The sequence below is a fragment of the Nocardiopsis yanglingensis genome (genome assembly GCF_045809185.1).
In the GTDB taxonomy this organism is placed as follows: Bacteria; Pseudomonadota; Gammaproteobacteria; order Xanthomonadales; family Xanthomonadaceae; genus Stenotrophomonas; species Stenotrophomonas yanglingensis.
Genome location: NZ_JBJNRH010000002.1, coordinates 467,553 through 484,294, shown reverse-complemented (window position 1 = coordinate 484,294; position 16,742 = coordinate 467,553). Strand labels below are relative to the sequence as shown.

8 protein-coding genes, 1 tRNA gene and 1 other RNA gene are annotated in these 16,742 nt (G+C 66.5%); 7 read left to right on the top strand and 3 right to left on the bottom strand.

Features of this window, described 5'->3' with window-relative positions:
• Positions 1-62 precede the first annotated feature (62 nt).
• The gene (locus tag ACJ7C5_RS05520; protein ID WP_005408277.1) at positions 63-767 is read right to left on the bottom strand and encodes a PP2C family protein-serine/threonine phosphatase; all 705 of its coding nucleotides are present in this window, start codon (positions 765-767) and stop codon (positions 63-65) included.
• 163 nt (positions 768-930) lie between these two features.
• On the opposite strand from ACJ7C5_RS05520, the gene ACJ7C5_RS05515 reads away from it, so the two are divergent.
• Positions 931-1,021 (top strand) — tRNA-Ser (locus ACJ7C5_RS05515).
• Positions 1,022-1,297: 276 nt separating this feature from the next.
• The gene (locus ACJ7C5_RS05510; protein ID WP_088024683.1) at positions 1,298-1,702 is read left to right on the top strand and encodes a DUF6165 family protein; all 405 of its coding nucleotides are present in this window, start codon (positions 1,298-1,300) and stop codon (positions 1,700-1,702) included.
• Positions 1,703-1,720: 18 nt separating this feature from the next.
• On the opposite strand, the gene ACJ7C5_RS05505 is transcribed toward ACJ7C5_RS05510, so the two are convergent.
• On the bottom strand, positions 1,721-2,767 hold the full coding sequence (locus ACJ7C5_RS05505; RefSeq protein WP_049434295.1) for a glycosyltransferase family 9 protein: 1,047 nt from the start codon (positions 2,765-2,767) through the stop codon (positions 1,721-1,723).
• A gap of 20 nt (positions 2,768-2,787) precedes the next feature.
• Here ACJ7C5_RS05505 and ACJ7C5_RS05500 point away from each other — a divergent pair, with 20 nt between their 5' ends.
• From ACJ7C5_RS05500 to ACJ7C5_RS05490, 3 genes are read left to right on the top strand one after another with little or no spacing between them, the layout of a single operon-like run.
• Positions 2,788-3,537 carry a 3-deoxy-D-manno-octulosonic acid kinase gene (locus tag ACJ7C5_RS05500; protein WP_088024686.1) on the top strand — a complete coding sequence of 250 codons (750 nt, stop codon included), beginning with the start codon at positions 2,788-2,790 and terminating at the stop codon, positions 3,535-3,537.
• Complete coding sequence (locus ACJ7C5_RS05495; RefSeq protein WP_097048655.1) at positions 3,537-4,304, top strand: MBL fold metallo-hydrolase; 768 nt, start codon at positions 3,537-3,539, stop codon at positions 4,302-4,304. The genes ACJ7C5_RS05500 and ACJ7C5_RS05495 overlap by 1 nt, the downstream gene beginning before the upstream one ends.
• Positions 4,301-4,690 carry a nuclear transport factor 2 family protein gene (locus ACJ7C5_RS05490; protein WP_412703289.1) on the top strand — a complete coding sequence of 130 codons (390 nt, stop codon included), beginning with the start codon at positions 4,301-4,303 and terminating at the stop codon, positions 4,688-4,690. Before ACJ7C5_RS05495 ends, ACJ7C5_RS05490 begins: the two co-directional genes overlap by 4 nt.
• A gap of 77 nt (positions 4,691-4,767) precedes the next feature.
• On the opposite strand, the gene ffs is transcribed toward ACJ7C5_RS05490, so the two are convergent.
• Positions 4,768-4,864, bottom strand: an RNA gene (ffs, locus tag ACJ7C5_RS05485) — signal recognition particle sRNA small type.
• A 300-nt stretch (positions 4,865-5,164) separates the two neighbouring features.
• Here ffs and ACJ7C5_RS05480 point away from each other — a divergent pair.
• Positions 5,165-5,482, top strand: coding sequence for a DMT family transporter (locus ACJ7C5_RS05480; protein WP_005415486.1), 318 nt, complete (start codon positions 5,165-5,167; stop codon positions 5,480-5,482).
• A gap of 359 nt (positions 5,483-5,841) precedes the next feature.
• Positions 5,842-16,737, top strand: coding sequence for an autotransporter-associated beta strand repeat-containing protein (locus tag ACJ7C5_RS05475; RefSeq protein ID WP_412703288.1), 10,896 nt, complete (start codon positions 5,842-5,844; stop codon positions 16,735-16,737).
• Positions 16,738-16,742 lie beyond the last annotated feature (5 nt).

The following is a 16,742-nucleotide window of genomic DNA, read 5'->3' as shown; positions in this document are numbered from 1 at the left end:
GATGGGGTAGTGCCGGCCGCTGGCCGGCAGCGCCGCATCCACGCATGGCGTGGATCTACCGGTTAGTGGCAGCGCACCAGGATCACGCTGATGTTGTCGCGGCCGCCGCCATCGAGCGCGGCCGCGACCAGCGTATCCACGCATTCCTGTGCGCTGGCATCCTCGAAGGCGAGGGTGCGGGCGATGCCACGGTCGTCCACTTCCTCGGTGAGGCCGTCACTGCACAGCAGCAGCTGCATGCCCGGGCGCAGCTCACCACTGGTGGTGGCCACGTTCAGATGCGCCGGATCGGTCACGCCCAGCGCCTGGGTGACCACGTTGCGATGCGGATGCGCACGCGCCTGTTCGGCGGTCAGGTTGCCCTGCGCGACCAGTTCCTGCACCACGCTGTGGTCCTGGCTGAGCTGGGCCAGTTGCCCGTCGCGCCACAGGTAGGCGCGGCTGTCGCCGACCCAGGCCACTTCATAGCGGTTGCCCTGTACGCGCGCAGCGACCACGGTGGTGCCCATCGGCAGTGTGTCGTTGCGACGGCGCGAGGCACGGATGATCTCTTCGTCGGCGGTGCGGATGGCCTGCGCCAGTGGTGCGCCGCGGCGGATCTCGCGCACGATGGTCTCGCGCGCCAGTGCGCTGGCCACTTCACCGCAGGCGTGCCCGCCCATGCCATCGGCCACCAGCCACAGGGCCAGCTCGCTGTCACCGTAGTAGGTGTCCTCGTTGAGCTCGCGGCGCATGCCGGGATGGGTGAGGTGTCCGAATTCGATCATGGGGCTGGGGCGGGGTGTTGCTGGGGAGACAGGCATCATCGGGTGGCTGCACGCATCCGGCAAGGCATGCGCTCAGGAAATTTTCACTTCGTTGGCCGGAATGACTTGTCGTCGGCCTCACTTCCTCGTATGATGCGCGTCCCCGGTCCGCCGGGGACCACCCGGAGAGGTGGCAGAGTGGTTGAATGTACCTGACTCGAAATCAGGCAGGCGTTTATAGCGCCTCGGGGGTTCGAATCCCCCCCTCTCCGCCAGATAAAGAAAAAGGGCTGCCGAAAGGCGGCCCTTTTTCTTTATCTGGCGCGGGACGCGCCACGCTCTGCGCGTCGCCCCACACGTTGCCGCGCAACCTGTGGGCCCCTCCCTTTGCCGGCCTCTCCCCGTCCCTGTCGGGGCAGGTGCATCAGTAGATCCACGCCATGCGTGGATGCTGTCCTGCCGAGCTGAACCATCCACGCATGGCGTGGATCTACCCATTCCACCGCGAGCTGCGGGTTAAACTGCCTGCATCACCTGCTGGAGCTTTCCCGATGACCGCTGAAATCCTCGTCCCCGTTTCTTTCGGCGAGCTGCTGGACAAGATCTCGATCCTGCAGATCAAGTCCGAGCGCATCAGCGACGAGGGCAAGCTGGCGAACGTTCGCAAGGAGCTGTCGGCGCTGGAGCAGACCTGGATGGCACACCCGGCGGCGGTGAAGGACGTCGCCAAGCTGCGTGCCGAGCTGAAGGCGGTCAACGAGCAGCTGTGGGACATCGAGGACGACATCCGCCTGAAAGAGAAGGCGCAGACGTTCGACCAGGGGTTCATCGACCTGGCGCGCAGCGTCTACCTGCGCAACGACGAACGCGCGCGCATCAAGAAGGCGATCAACCTGGCGCTGGGTTCGGCATACGTGGAAGAGAAGTCGTACCAGGATTACGCGCAGCGCGCGTAATCCCGGGCAGCCTGCCGCTCACCCCAGGTGGTCGGCGACGTAGCGTTCGAACGCAGCGATACCGTCTTCGACGGTGATCAGTTCCATCACATCATCGAACTCGATCTTGGTGCCCCACTTCAGATCGGCGGCCTGCTTGGCCAGGTACTTGCGCGCAGCGTCGTCGTAGCGGTCCACGCAGTAGCGGCGGTCCGAGTACGGGCCGCTGCGGTTCGGGTTGCTGGCCGCATGCAGGCCCAATACCTTGGCGCCCATCGCGTTGGCGATGTGCATCGGGCCCGAGTCCGGGGTCATCACCAGGTTGGCGCGGGCGAGCAGGGCGGGCAACTGCTTGAGCGTGTCCTTGCCGACCAGGTCCAGCGCCGGTGTGTGCAGCTGTGCCTGGATGGCATCGGCCATGCTGCGCTCCAGTTCGCTGCGGCCTCCGCACAGCACCACCTGCCAACCGCGCTGTGCGGCGTGGTTGGCCACGGCGGCGTAGCGGTCTGCATACCAGTTGCGGCGCACGTGGCTGGAACAGGGCGAGATCATCAGCACCGGGCGGCCATCGTCCTGCCACTGAGCGGCGGCCCACTCATATGCGGATTGCGGCACCGCCAGGTCCCAGCTGACCTCGGTCTGGCGCAGGCCAAGGGGTTCACAGAAACTGCCGATGGCATCCAGCACATGGATGCCGGGGCGGTCGGGGATGCGTTCGTTGATGAAGAGGCCATGCAGGTCCTTGGAGCGGCTGCGGTCGTAGCCGATGCGACGCTCTGCGGGAATGAAGGCCGACAGCAGGTTGGCGCGGAACGCCACCTGCATCTGCAGCAGCGCTTCGAAGCGCCCCGGCGGCAGCTGCCTGCGCAGTTCCTTGACCCCGGCCATGCCGCTCTTCTTGTCGTAGGCATGGAAGGTGACGCCGGGCAGGCCGTCGAGCAGCTTGTGGCCGGCCTTGTCGATGATCCAGTGGATCGGCGTGTCCGGACGCGCAGCCTGCAGGGTGCGCACCAGGGGCACCACGTGGGTGACATCGCCGAGTGCGGACAGGCGCAGGAGGCACAAGGAGGAGGACGCTGATGCCATGTGTTGTTAGACTCAATGAAATGGTCGCATTCGACGCCAATGAAGCGCTGACGCCATGCCGCGAGGGTCGCGGCATCGGGGCCATTCTGTTCGACCGCGAGCGCCTGCGGCAAGCCGAGATCGGCCTGTTCTCGCCCCAGCACTGGGGCAGCAGGGCCCGGCCGGTAGGGGACGGTGGTCGTGGCAGCGCCTGGTTCATCGATGCGCCGTTCGGCGCCAGCGTACTGCGCCACTACCTGCGCGGCGGCATGGCGGCCAGGATCAGCCACGACCAGTACCTCTGGCGCGGCGCGGACCGGACCCGCAGTTTCGCCGAATTCCGGCTGATGCGCGCCCTGCGCGAGAAGAAGTTGCCGGTGCCCCGGCCACTGGCGGCGTTCTACATGCGCGAGGGCCTGCGCTACCGGGCCGCGATCCTGATGGAGCGGATCGAGGGTGTCCGTTCGCTGGCCGACCGCGCGCTGGTCGCCGGCCGGGGTGCACCGTGGGAGGAGACCGGGCGGCTGATCGCCCGCTTTCACCGTGCCGGCCTGGACCATGCTGACCTCAACGCGCACAACATCCTGTTCGACGGCAACGGTCATGGCTGGCTGATCGACTTCGACCGCGGGGTTATCCGCATTCCGGCGACCGCCTGGCGCGAACGCAACCTCAAGCGGCTGCTGCGCTCGTTGATCAAGCTGCGCGGCGAGCGCAGCGTGGAAGACGTGCAGAAGGACTACGCGCGGCTGCGCCGCGCCTATGACATGGCCTGGAACCGGGGCACCTGATGGACTGGTCGTTGCGTTTCCTCGGCGTCGGCAATGCGTCGGCGGTCGAGCTGGGGTCGCCGATGTCGGTGATCGAACGGGACGGGCGACCGTGGCTGACCATCGACTGCGGCGGTGAAGGCCTGACCGCGTTCAAGGCGCACTACGGGCACATGCCGCAGGCGTTGTTCGTCACCCATGTGCACCTGGACCACGTGGCGGGCTTCGAGCGGCTGTTCGTCGATACCTTCTTCAATGCGCACCGACGCGGCAAGGTACGCCTGTACGTGCCCGCCACGGTGGTGCCGCTGCTGCACAAGCGCATCGGTGATTATCCGAATGTGCTGGCCGAGGGCGGTGCCAACTTCTGGGATGCGTTCCAGCTGGTCGTGGTGGGCGAGGCGTTCTGGCACGAGGGCGTGCGCCTGGAAGTGTTCCCGGTGCGCCACCACTGGCCGGAGACGGCCTATGGCCTGCGCCTGCAGGGCGCGCTGACCTGGAGCGGCGATACCCGGCCGGTTCCGGAGATGCTGGCCCGCTTCGCCAATGACAACGAACTGATCGCGCACGACTGCGGCCTGCACGGCAACCCGTCGCATACCGGCGTGGACGACCTGGAGCGCGAGTACAGCGCGGAGCTGCAGGCGCGGATGATGCTCTACCACTATGCAAGCGTGGCCGATGGCCACGCGCTGGCTGCGCGGGGGCACCGCGTGGCGCAGCCGGGGCAGTGCGTGCCGCTGGCCAATCCCACTGCGCCGCACGTGCTGGCCCAGGACCCGCCGTGAGCGGTGCCGGCCAGCCCGCCGACGCGGCGCTTGCTGCCGAACTGGAGGCGCTGGAACGCGCGCTGCATGCGCCGCAGGTGCGGGGTGATCGCGAGTCCCTTGCGGCTCTGCTGGACGAGGATTTCAGCGAGATCGGCAGTTCCGGGCAATGCTACGGCCGTGATGCGGCGTTGCAGGAGATCCCGTTGGAGCGCGCGCAGGTGCTGATCGAATCGGAACAGTACGCGGTGTGGCTGTTGGACAAGGATCTGGCCCAGGTGCGCTACCGCAGCCGCTATCACCTCGATGGCCAGGCGCAACGCTGGGTGCTGCGCAGCTCGCTGTGGCGCCGGCATGGGCAACGGTGGCGCGTGGTGTTCCATCAGGGCACGCCGGAAGCGCGGTAGTGCCGGGCCATGCCTGGTGAAGGGCGCCAACCAAGGTTGGCAGCTACCAGAGCGGGGGCGTGGCCAAAAAGGCGATGGCCCCGCCGGCTGACCTCGGCGCCCGCGTCGATCGATACCGTTGCTGCCTTCCGGCCCTGGCGGGATTTTCGACCTAGCGTCGCGAGGGGCCGACGGGGCCACCATAGAGACGTTGGCCGCCCAGTAGGCGGCCGGTTCACGGATCAGGGGAAGCAGCGCGCGATGCGCCGGAGACCACAGCCGGACTGCACATCGGCTGGCCGATGGCAGACGGCAACTATAGCGCAGGCAGGTACATCGACGCCAGCTTCGTGCACTGAATCGGCTGTAACCCGTTCCCGGCCACGGCGGCCGGGGCGCACCCCCGTTGCTAGAATGCCGGCCTGGAGGAACGGCCTCCCCCGCATCGGGAACCAATGACCAGGACGGCCTGGCCCTACCAAGAGGAGGGCCGTCATGGCCTGGATCTATCTGTTGTTCGCCGGCCTGCTGGAAATCGTCTGGGCCGTGTCCATGAAGCAGTCCGAAGGCTTCACAAGGCTCACCCCCACCGTGGTCACCATCATCGGCATGATCGCCAGCTTCTGGTTGCTGGCGGTGGCCATGCGCAGCCTGCCGCTGGGCACCGCCTACACGATCTGGACCGGCATCGGCGCGGTCGGCGCGTTCGTGGTCGGCATCGTGTTCCTTGGTGAGCAGGTCAGCCCGATGCGGATCGGTGCGGCGGTGCTGATCGTTTCCGGCCTGGTGCTGATGAAACTCTCGAGCAGCTGAATGCATTTAGTTGGGCGGAGAAAGGAATCTCCGTCTGTTGCAGGTATATGCATTTTCGGCAAAACCATTTTGTCCGCCCGTTTTATTTGACGTGCGTCATGAAAATAACGAGCGTGATTCACATGCCGCTGGCGCCATCGGCCGCACAGTGCCGCCATTCGTCAGGCGAAACCGGGGAGTTTTCGCCTTGACGGACACGTTGGCCTGCCTGTTCCAGGTGCGGTCGCGTGAAGATGTGAAGATTTTCAGAAGTTAATGAAGCCAGGCCTTGTTCTCGTTTCGGGAGCCGGGGTGGGCCGCATTGTCTTCAAAAAAAACCTGCCCGCAGTGCCATCCGGTCTTTTCATGGAGATTTACCGATGAACCGCATTTACCGTCTGGTTTTCAATCGCGCCCTCGGCGTAATGCAGGTTGCATCGGAGGTCGCCCAGAATCCCGGCGGAAGCGCGGTTGCCGCGAAGCGGCCACCGCGATTGCGGGCGCATCAACTGGCAGTCGCACTGGCGGCCACCCTGGCCAGCGGTTCGGCCTTCGCAGCGTGCACTGGCACCACGACCGTCAACTGCGACAGCACCACCAACATCACCAACTACGTCAACCCAACCAGCGGCCTGACGTTGAATATCGCCAATGGCGCGGTGATCAGCGTGCCTCTGCTGTTGGGCGGCAATGCGGTGACGTTGAGTGGCAGCAACACCACGGTCAACAACGCCGGCACGATCGATCCGTTCCTGACCGGTGGTCTCAGCCTGGCCGCGGCCGGCCTGGTGGTCGGCAACAACACCGTCGGTGGCAGTGCGATCACGGTCAACAACCAGACCGGCGGCCAGATCAAGGGCATCTTCAACATCGGCACTTTGCTGGGCTTCGGCGGCCAGGCAATAGCCGCGCAGAATGCCGCAGGTGGGACCACCACGCTGGTCAATGATGGTTCGATTGGAATGTCGCTGCTGGGAATAGGGCAGCTTGCGGATGCGACGTCGGTGGTGACCTATGGCGGGGCACAGGCCACCGTGACCAACCGTGGCAGCATCACCGGCCGTGTCGGCCTCGGCGCTTCAGCGGGCAATGCATTCACCAATGCGGGCACGATCACGGGCAGTGTGCATCTGGGCGATTCCACCGGCGGCAATACCTTCGCTGCCGTGGCAGGGTCCAGTGTCGTTACCGGCGGCGGCGGTGCAGCCGCAGGCCTGCTCGCCGGCGTAACCGGGGTCAGGGTCGCGGCCGCAGGCACGGTCGACGCAGGCACCGGCACTGGAGCCGCCAACAACACACTGGTGCTGCAGAACAGTGCTACGGGCCCGGGCTCGGGCACCGGCGGTGCAGTGACCACGCTGGGCTGGAACCAGTACCTCAACTTCCAGAAGCTCACCGTCAACAGTGGCACCTGGAACCTGCAGGGCGCATGGGGCGGAACCGGGTCGACGACGCTCAATGATGGCCTGGTCAATTTCAACAATGCCGGCTCCTTCGGCGCAGGGTTGTTCACCGCCAACGGCGGTGCCATTGCGTCCTCCACCGCAGGTCTGAACCTGGTCAACCCCTTCAGCCTCGGTGGCAATCTGTCCCTGTCCGGCTCCAATGCGTTCGGACTGGGCGGCGTGCTTTCCGGGACCGGCGGGCTCACGGTCAACAACACCGGCATCGTCACCCTTGGCGGAGCAAATCTGTTTTCCGGCGGCGTCAACCTCAATGCAGGCGGTCTGGTGCTTGGCAATGCCAGCGCGCTCGGCAGCGGCAATCTGACCGTCGGCGGCACGGCATCGCTGGATACCTCGGCCAACTTCAATCTTGGCAACAACCTCGTCATCAACGGTGGCGGCACGCTCAACCTGCTGGGCAGCAATGGGCTGGGCCTGAATGGTTCGATCTCCGGCGCAGGCAATCTGATCAAGGCAGGTGCCGGCACATTGACCTTGAATGGTGCCAACACGCTTGCAGGCACGTTCTCCATTACCGGTGGTGCGCTGGCACTGGGCGCTGGTGGCAGCCTGTCGCCGACAAGTGCGATCTCGCTGAGCGCAGGTACCAACCTCGACCTCTCGGTTGCGGCCAGCCAGACCATCGGCTCTCTCGCCGGATCCGGTGCGCTCAACCTCGGCCAGCGCAGCCTCACATTGGGTGGCCTGAACACCAGCACCAGCTTCTCCGGCGTCATCGGTGGTGTCGGCGGCGCGCTGGTCAAGGTCGGTACGGGTACCCAGACCTTGTCTGGTTCCAATACCTTCACCGGTGGCGTCGCGCTCAACGGCGGCGGCCTGCTGCTGGGCAATGCAGGCGCGCTGGGTACTGGAGCACTCAGTGTTGGCGGCAACGTGTCTCTCGATGGCACCGGGGCACTCGCTCTCGCCAACGCGGTCAATCTGGGCGCGGGCAGCATCCTCAATCTGTCCGGGAACCAGGCGTTGACCTTCAATGGCGTGATCGGTGGCACCGGCAGCCTGGTCAAGAACGGCGCGGCCACCCTGACCCTCAACAACGCCAACACGTTTGGTGGAGGGCTGTCGCTCGCGGCTGGAGGCCTGGTGCTCGGCAATGGCGGTGCGCTGGGAACCGGCGCATTGAATGTAGGTGGTGCGGTGACGCTTGATGCCAGCTCGGCACTGACCGTGGGCAACGGCATCAACCTGGGGTTGGGTGGTTCGCTCAACGTGCTGGGCTCCAACGCGCTGACGCTGGGCGGCGTGATCGGTGGCAGCGGCAGCCTGGTCAAGAACGGCGCCTCCACGCTGACGCTGGGTGGGGCCAACGCGTTCACCGGCGGTCTGAACGTGAACGCAGGAAAGGTGGCACTGGCCAGTGGCGGCAGTCTGGCGGCCACCGGGGCGGTGAGCCTGGCGGGGGCTGGCGCCGAACTGGATATCTCGCTCGGTGGCAACCAGACCATCGGTGCGCTGTCCGGTGTGGCGGGCAGCACTCTTTCGTTGGGCAGCAGCATGCTCACCTTCGGTGATGCCACCAACCAGACCTTCGCCGGCGTGATCGGTGGCACCGGTGGCCTGATCAAGCAGGGCGCCGGCGTGCAGACGCTGACTGGCGCCAACACCTTCAGCGGTGGGGTGAATCTTGCGGCAGGTGGCCTGCTGCTGGGCAACGCCGGCGCGCTGGGAAGCGGTGCGCTGACGGTCAGTGGTAATGGTCTGCTGGACACCACCGCAGCCATGAGCCTGGGCAATGCGATCAACCTCGGGGCAGCGCTGACCCTGCCGGGCAGCCAGAACCTCACCCTGGGCGGCAACATCACTGGCACCGGCAGCCTGACCAAGAACGGTGCCTCGCAGCTGACCTTGAACGGCACCAATGCCTTCAGCGGTGGCCTGAGCCTCAACGCCGGCAGCCTGCTGCTGGGCAACAGCGGTGCACTTGGCACCGGCGTATTGAGCGTGGGCGGCAATGCAACACTCGATGGCAGCACGGCATTGAACCTGATCAACAATGTCACTCTGGGCAGTGGGGCTGTGCTGTCGCTGCCGGGTTCGCAGGCGATCACCCTCGGTGGGGTGGTCTCCGGAGCCGGTGGCCTGGTCAAGAACGGTGCCAGCACGCTCACGCTCAACGGCGCCAACAACTTCGCCGGTGGGCTGACGCTCAACGGCGGTGGCCTGATGCTGGGCAACGCCGGAGCGCTGGGCACTGGCCAGTTGGGTGTGGGCGCAAACGCCACCCTCGATAGTTCGGTGGCATTGAATCTGTCTAACGCCATCGACCTGGATGCTGGTGCGCAGCTGAGCCTGACCAGCAACCAGAACGTCGCGCTGGGCGGACTGGTCTCGGGCACGGGCGGCTTGATCAAGACCGGTACCGGCGTGCTGTCGTTGAACAACAGCAACACCTTCAGCGGTGGTCTTGCATTGAATGCCGGCGGCCTGTCGGTGGGCGCCAACGGTGCGCTCGGTACCGGGGCACTGAACATTGGCGGTAGTGTTTCTCTGGATGCGAGTGCGCCGGTTTCGCTGGTCAATGCAGTGAACCTGGGCGCCAATACGCTGACCCTGCCGGGCAGCAACAACCTCACCCTGACCGGTGTGGTGGGAGGAACCGGTGGCCTGGTCAAGAACGGCGCCTCGACGCTGACCCTGTCCGGTGCCAATACCTTCCTGGGCGGTGCCACGGTCAATGCCGGCACGCTGGCGCTCGGCGCGGGTGGCAGTCTTGCCGCCACCGGTGCGGTGGATCTCGCCGGTGCCGGCGCGACGCTGGACATCTCCGCGGCCGGTGCCGGGCAGACCATCGGTGCATTGAACGGCATCGCCGGCAGCCATGTGGCGCTGGGCACGCAGACGCTGACTTTCGGCGGCGCCGGCAACGGCAGCTTTGCCGGTCTCATCGATGGCAGTGGTGGATTGATCAAGGCTGGCGCAGGCGTGCAGACGCTATCCGGTGCCAATACCTTCAGTGGCGGCGTCGCGCTCAATGCCGGCGGCCTGATCCTCGGCAATGCAGGGGCGTTGGGTACGGGGGCGCTGGGTATTGGCGGCAACGTCAGCCTGGACACGACGGCTGCGCTGGATCTGGCCAATGCGGTGAACTTCGGCGCGGGTTCGCAGCTGACGCTGGGCGGCAGCAATGACCTCACCCTGGCTGGCGTGCTGGCCGGCAACGGCAGCCTGGTCAAGAACGGTACGGGCCTGCTGACCCTCAACAACACCAATACCTTCGGTGGTGGCCTGACCTTGAACGGTGGTGGCCTGGTGGTCGGCGCCAATGATGCGCTCGGTACCGGCTCGCTGGCGGTGAATGCCAGTACCACGCTGGATGCGGGGGCTGGAGTGGCACTGGGCAATGCGGTCACGCTGGGCTCGGGTGTCGCACTGACATTGCCGGGCAGCAATGCGCTGACGCTGTCGGGTGTGATCGGTGGCAACGGCAGCCTGATCAAGAACGGTGCCACCACGCTGACGCTGTCCGGTGCCAACACCTATACCGGCGGTACCACCATCAACGCCGGTACGCTGGCACTGGGAACAGGTGGCAGCCTTGCCGCGGCGGGTGATGTCACGCTGGGCGCAGGCGCTGGCTTCGATATCTCCGGTGCCAGTGGCAGCCAGACCATCGGCGCACTCAGTGGCGTGGGCGGAAGCACGCTGACGCTGGGCGGAAATTCACTGACGTTCGGAACCGCCAGCAACGCCGCGTTCGATGGCGTGATCAGTGGTGGCGGCGGCCTGGTGAAAGTGGGCGCGGGCGTGCAGACGTTGTCCGGTGCCAACACGTTTGGTGGCGGCGTGACGCTCAACGCAGGCGGGCTGGTGCTCGGCAATGACGCGGCGCTGGGTACGGGTGCGTTGACCGTCGGCGGTGCCGCCACGCTGGACACCACCGGCCTGGCAACGCTGGCCAACAACATCGCCCTCAATGCCGGGCTGACCGTGCTCGGCAGCAATGCGCTGACACTCAACGGCGTCCTTTCCGGGGCTGGCAGCCTGACCAAGAATGGCGTCGCGACGCTGACCTTGAACGGGATCAACACCTACACCGGTGGCACCAACATCAACGCCGGCACGCTGGCGCTGGGTGCCGGGGCCAGCCTGGCGGCAAGCGGTACCGTGAACCTCGCCACCGGTGCCACGCTGGATCTGTCTGCCGGCAGCGGCACGCAGGTGTTCGGCACCCTGGTCGGCAACGGTACGGTGAACCTTGGTGCCAACTCGATCGAAGTCGGCGGTGCCACCAATGGCACGTTCAGTGGCTCGATCGCAGGCACGGGTGGCCTGACCAAGGTCGGTTCGGGCATCGAAACGCTGACCGGCACCAATACCTATACCGGCGGCACCTTCATCAACGCCGGCACGCTGGCGATTGGTCCGGGTGGCAGCCTGGCTGCGGACGGGGCGGTAACGCTCACTGCGGCGGGAACCGGCTTCGACATCTCGGCGTCCGGCGCCAGCCAGACGATTGGTTCGCTGGCCGGCGTGAGCGGCTCCACGGTCAGCCTGGGCGCGCAGTCGCTGATCCTCGGCGGCATCGGCAACAGCGTGTTCGACGGTGCGATTTCCGGCACCGGCGGCCTGGTCAAGAATGGCGCCGGCATCCTCACGCTGGGTGGCGCCAATCTGTTCAGTGGTGGCGTTGCACTCAACGGCGGTGGCCTGATTGTCGGCAACAACGCTGCGCTCGGCACCGGCGCGCTGACGGTGGGCGGCAACGCAACGCTGGATGCAACGACAGGCGTCAGCCTGGCCAACAACATCGGGCTTGCAGCGGGCGTCAACCTCGACCTGCTCGGCAGCCAGGCGCTGACACTGGGCGGTGTGATTTCGGGTACCGGTGGCCTGATCAAGAACGGTGCGGCTACCGTGACCCTGAACGGTGCGAATACCTACACCGAAGGCACCACCATCAACAGCGGCACGCTGGCCATCGGTGCTGGTGGCAGCCTGGCGTCGACCGGTGCGGTGAACTTGGCAGGTGCCGGTACCCTCGATATCTCTGCGGGCAACCAGACCATCGGTTCGCTGGCCGGCGTGGCCGGCAGCACGGTGGCACTCGGTGGCAGCACGCTGAGCCTGGGCGGCACGGTGGACAGCACCTTCAACGGCGCGATCAGCGGCAACGGTGGCCTGATCAAGAACGGCGCCGGCGTGCAGACGCTCAATGGCGCGAGCACCTTCAGTGGTGGCGTAACGCTCAATGCCGGTGGCCTGGTGGTCGGCAACAATGCTGCGCTGGGCACCGGTGCGGTCACGGTGGGTGGCAATGCCACGCTCGATTCGAACACCGCGGTGACGCTGGCCAACAACTTCATCCTCAACAACGGGTTGACTGTACTCGGCAGCAACAACCTCACCCTCAACGGCAGCCTGAGTGGCACCGGCAGCTTGACCAAGGAGGGCGCCGCAACGCTGACCTTGAACGGCATCAACACCTACACCGGTGGCACCAACATCAACGCCGGTACGTTGGCATTGGGGGCGGGCGCGAGCCTGCACGCCAGCGGCGTCGTCAACCTGGCTTCGGGGGCGACCTTCGACCTGTCGGCGGGCAGCGGCACGCAGCAGTTCGGCACCCTGATCGGCAACGGCACGGTGAACCTGGGGGCCAACACGCTGACGATCGGAGACGCCAGCAATGGCACGTTCAGTGGCTCGGTGGCCGGCTCCGGCGGCCTGATCAAGGAAGGTTCCGGGACCCAGACGCTGACCGGCACCAACACCTTCACCGGGGGTACCACCATCAACGCCGGCACGCTGGCCATCGGTGCAGGCGGCAGCCTGGCGGCAACCGGCGCAGTGAACCTGGCCAATGCCGGTACCGCCTTCGACATCAGCGCGGGCGGCGCGCAGACGATCGGCTCACTGGCGGGCGTGGCCGGCTCGGCCGTGGCGCTGGGCACCGGCACGCTCACCCTCGGTGGCGTCGGCAATACGACGTTCGCCGGGACCATCGGTGGCACCGGTGGTCTGGTGAAGAACGGCGCGGGGATCCAGGGCCTGACCGGCAGCAATACCTTCAGCGGTGGCGTGACACTCAATGCCGGTGGCCTTGCCCTGGGCGACAACGCTGCACTGGGAACCGGCACGCTGACCGTGGGTGGCGACGCCAGTCTGGACGGCACCAGCGCGCTGACGCTGGCCAACACCGTGCAGTTGAGCAGCGGCACGCTGACCCTGGCGGGCAGCAACGCGCTGACCTTGAACGGCCCGATCAGCGGCGCTGGCGGCCTGCTGAAGGATGGCGCAGCAACGGTCACCTTGGGCGGTGCCAGCACCTATACCGGCACCACCACCATCAACAGCGGCACATTGGCGGTGGCGGCCGGTGGCAGCCTGTCCGCTGCCAGCACGGTCAACCTGACCGGTGCCAGTACGCTGGATATCAGCGCAGGCGGCAGCCAGAGCATCGGCGGCCTGGCCGGTGTGACCGGATCCAGCGTGGTGCTGGGCGGTGCGACCCTGACCACCGGCGGCAGCAATGGCAACACCGTCTTCGGCGGCGTGCTCAGTGGCACCGGCGGCCTGGTGCAGAGCGGTACCGGCACGCTGACACTGAGCGGCGACAACGTCTACACCGGCGGCACCACCATCAACGGTGGCAGCACGCTGCAGATCGGCAACGGCGGCAGCACCGGTTCGGTGCTGGGCGACATCACCAACAATGGCAGCCTGGTCTACAACCTGGGCACGACGGCAACCGTGGGAGGCGTGGTCAGCGGCAGCGGTGGTCTGACCCAGGCCGGCAGCGGCACGCTGGTGCTGACCGGCAACAACACCTATACCGGCGGCACCACCATCAATGCCGGCGGTACGCTGCAGATCGGCAATGGCGGTGCGACCGGTGCGATCGTTGGCGACATCACCAACAATGGCGCGCTGGTATCCAACGTGGCCGGCAACACCACGCTGGGTGGCGCCATCAGCGGCGCTGGTGGCCTGACCCAGGCCGGTGCCGGCACGCTGACCCTGACCGGCAACAACACCTATACCGGCGGCACCACCATCAATACCGGTGGCACGCTGCAGGTCGGCAATGGCGGCGCGACTGGCGCCATCACCGGCAACGTCGCCAACAACGGCAGCCTGGTGTTCAACGTAGGCGGCAACACCACGGTTGGTGGTGCGATCAGCGGCAGCGGTGGTCTGACCCAGGCCGGTGGCGGCGTGCTGACCCTGGTCGGCAACAACACCTACACCGGCGGCACCACCATCAATACCGGCGGCACGCTGCAGGTGGGCAACGGCGGTGCGACCGGCGCCATCGCTGGCGACATCACCAACAATGGTGCGTTGATTTCCAACGTGGCCGGCAACACCGCGCTGGGCGGCACCATCAGCGGCAGTGGCGGGCTGACCCAAGCCGGCAGCGGTACGCTGCTGCTGACTGGCACCAACACCTACACCGGCGGTACCACCATCAATGCCGGTGGCACGTTGCAGCTGGGCAATGGCGGTGCGACCGGTTCGATCGTCGGTGACATCACCAACAACGGTTCGCTGGTGTCCAACGTGGCCGGTAATACTACGCTGGGCGGCACCATCAGCGGCAGCGGCGGCCTGACCCAGGCTGGCAGCGGCACACTGACCGTGACCGGCAACAATACCTATACCGGCCCGACCACCATCAACGCCGGTGGCACCCTGCAGGTCGGCAATGGCGGCGCGACCGGTGCGATTGGCGGCAGCGTCACCAACAACGGCAGCCTGGTCTTCAACGTGGGTGGCAACACCACTGTCGGCGGCGCCATCGGCGGCAGCGGTGGCCTGACCCAGGCCGGCAGCGGCACGCTGATCCTGGGCGGCAACAACACCTATACCGGCGGCACCACCATCAACACCGGCGGCACGCTGCAGGTTGGCAACGGCGGCGCGAGCGGATCGATTGCCGGCAATGTCAGCAACAACGGCAGCCTGGTGTTCAACGTAGGAGGCAACACTACCGTCGCCGGCACAATCAGTGGCAGCGGTGGCCTGACCCAGGCCGGCAACGGCACCATCACGCTGACCGGCAACAACACCTACACCGGCGGCACCACCATCAATGCCGGTGGCACCGTGCAGGTCGGCAACGGCGGGGCCAGCGGCTCGATCACCGGCAACATCACCAACAACGGTGGCCTGGTGATCAACACCGGTGGCACCACCACGCTGGGCGGCACCATCAGCGGTGGCGGCAGCATCGTGCAGGCCGGTCCGGGTGGTCTGAACCTCGGTGGCAACAGCGGTGGTTTCAGCGGTACCGGCCAGGTCACCGGCGGCGGCCTGAATGTCACCGGCAACATCGGCGGCCAGTGGACCATCGGCAGCGGTACCACGCTGTCCGGCACCGGCACCATTGGGGGTACCGGCGGTGGCGTGACGGTATCCAGTGGCGGCGTGCTGTCGCCGGGTAATGGCCCAGGCAATGGCAGCGGTGCGGGCAATGGCACCGGCACGATCACGGTGGGAGGCAACCTGACCTTGTCGCCGGGCAGCACGCTGGGCATCGATCTGGGTGCCACTGGCAGCGACACGGTGCAGGTGGGCGGCAGTGCCAGCGTGGGTGGCAGCACCGTGCAGGTGAACACCATTTCGCCGAGCACCAGCTACCAGCAGGGCCAGCAGTACACCGTGGTCAATGCTGGCGGTGGCGTAAGCGGGCAGTTCGCCTCGGCGACCACGCCGTCGGCCTTCCTGACCATCACCCCGGTCTATACCGCGAACACGGCCAACCTGCAGATTGACGTGGCGCAGACCGCGGCGTTCACCACGGTGGCCAACACGCGCAACCAGTACAACACTGCCGCAGCGCTGGACAGCCTGCCGCAGAGTGGTCCGGCGCTGGGCCTGTACAACACGGTGCTGATGTATGACGCCGGCACCGCGCGCGGCGCCTTCGACCAGCTTTCCGGTGAAGTGCATGCGGCCAGCCGTGCGGTGCTGCTGTATGACAACTACCTGGAAGAAGGCATCCGCCAGCGTCTGGGCAGCGAGCTTCCGACCGTGCGTGGCGAGCATGCCTCGGCCTGGCTGGCCGGCAGTGGCAAGGTCTTCCGCCAGGACGGTGACGGCAATGGCGATGACATCCGCTCCAACCGCAATGCGCTGATGGCGGGCGTGGACTGGCAGCTGGGTGAACACGTGGTGCTGGGTGCAGCGGCCGGCAACGAACGGCTGGATACGCGCCTGTACGATCGCAGTTCGCGCGCCCGCCTGCGCGGCAACACGTTCGGCCTGTATGCACAGGGACAGTGGAACAACGGTTTTGCGGTGGGTGGCAGCGTATCGCGCGGTGACTACCGTACGCGTACCACGCGTGAGGTGCCGCTGCTGGGCCAGACCCTCTACAGCCGCCAGGACTCGGATGTGACCATCGCGCAGGTGGAGGGCAGCTGGACCTGGACCCATGGCAGGACCCAGCTGCAGCCGTACGTGCAGTTCACCAAGCACTGGGTAGACACTGATCGCGCGGTGGAGCAGGGCGGCACTGCTGCGCTGGAGCTGGAAGGCGGCAAGGACACGCTCAATGTCAGCACCGTGGGCGTGCGTGGGCGCTGGGACGTGGGCAGCGGCGAGCGCTTCCCGGCACAGCTGACGGTCGGCCTCGGCTGGCAGCACGCCTCGGGCGACACCGATGTGGCCAGCCGCAACCGCTTCGCGGTGGGCGGCAATGCCTTCGACGTCTACAGCGCGGTGATGGCACGCAATGCGCTGGTCAGTCAGGTGGGTGTGGCGGTCGGCCTGGGTCGCAGCAGCCAGCTGTCGATGTTCGTGCAGGGCCAGCATGGTGATGGCCGCCGCGATGTGGGTGGGCAGATCAACCTGCGGGTAGGCTTCTAAGGGGA

Coding starts and splice junctions, on each gene's coding strand:
- ACJ7C5_RS05520 (WP_005408277.1), bottom strand. CDS start 767: ATGATCGAATTCGGACACCTCACCCATCCCGGCATGCGCCGCGAGCTC.
- ACJ7C5_RS05510 (WP_088024683.1), top strand. CDS start 1,298: ATGACCGCTGAAATCCTCGTCCCCGTTTCTTTCGGCGAGCTGCTGGAC.
- ACJ7C5_RS05505 (WP_049434295.1), bottom strand. CDS start 2,767: ATGGCATCAGCGTCCTCCTCCTTGTGCCTCCTGCGCCTGTCCGCACTC.
- ACJ7C5_RS05500 (WP_088024686.1), top strand. CDS start 2,788: ATGGTCGCATTCGACGCCAATGAAGCGCTGACGCCATGCCGCGAGGGT.
- ACJ7C5_RS05495 (WP_097048655.1), top strand. CDS start 3,537: ATGGACTGGTCGTTGCGTTTCCTCGGCGTCGGCAATGCGTCGGCGGTC.
- ACJ7C5_RS05480 (WP_005415486.1), top strand. CDS start 5,165: ATGGCCTGGATCTATCTGTTGTTCGCCGGCCTGCTGGAAATCGTCTGG.
- ACJ7C5_RS05475 (WP_412703288.1), top strand. CDS start 5,842: ATGAACCGCATTTACCGTCTGGTTTTCAATCGCGCCCTCGGCGTAATG.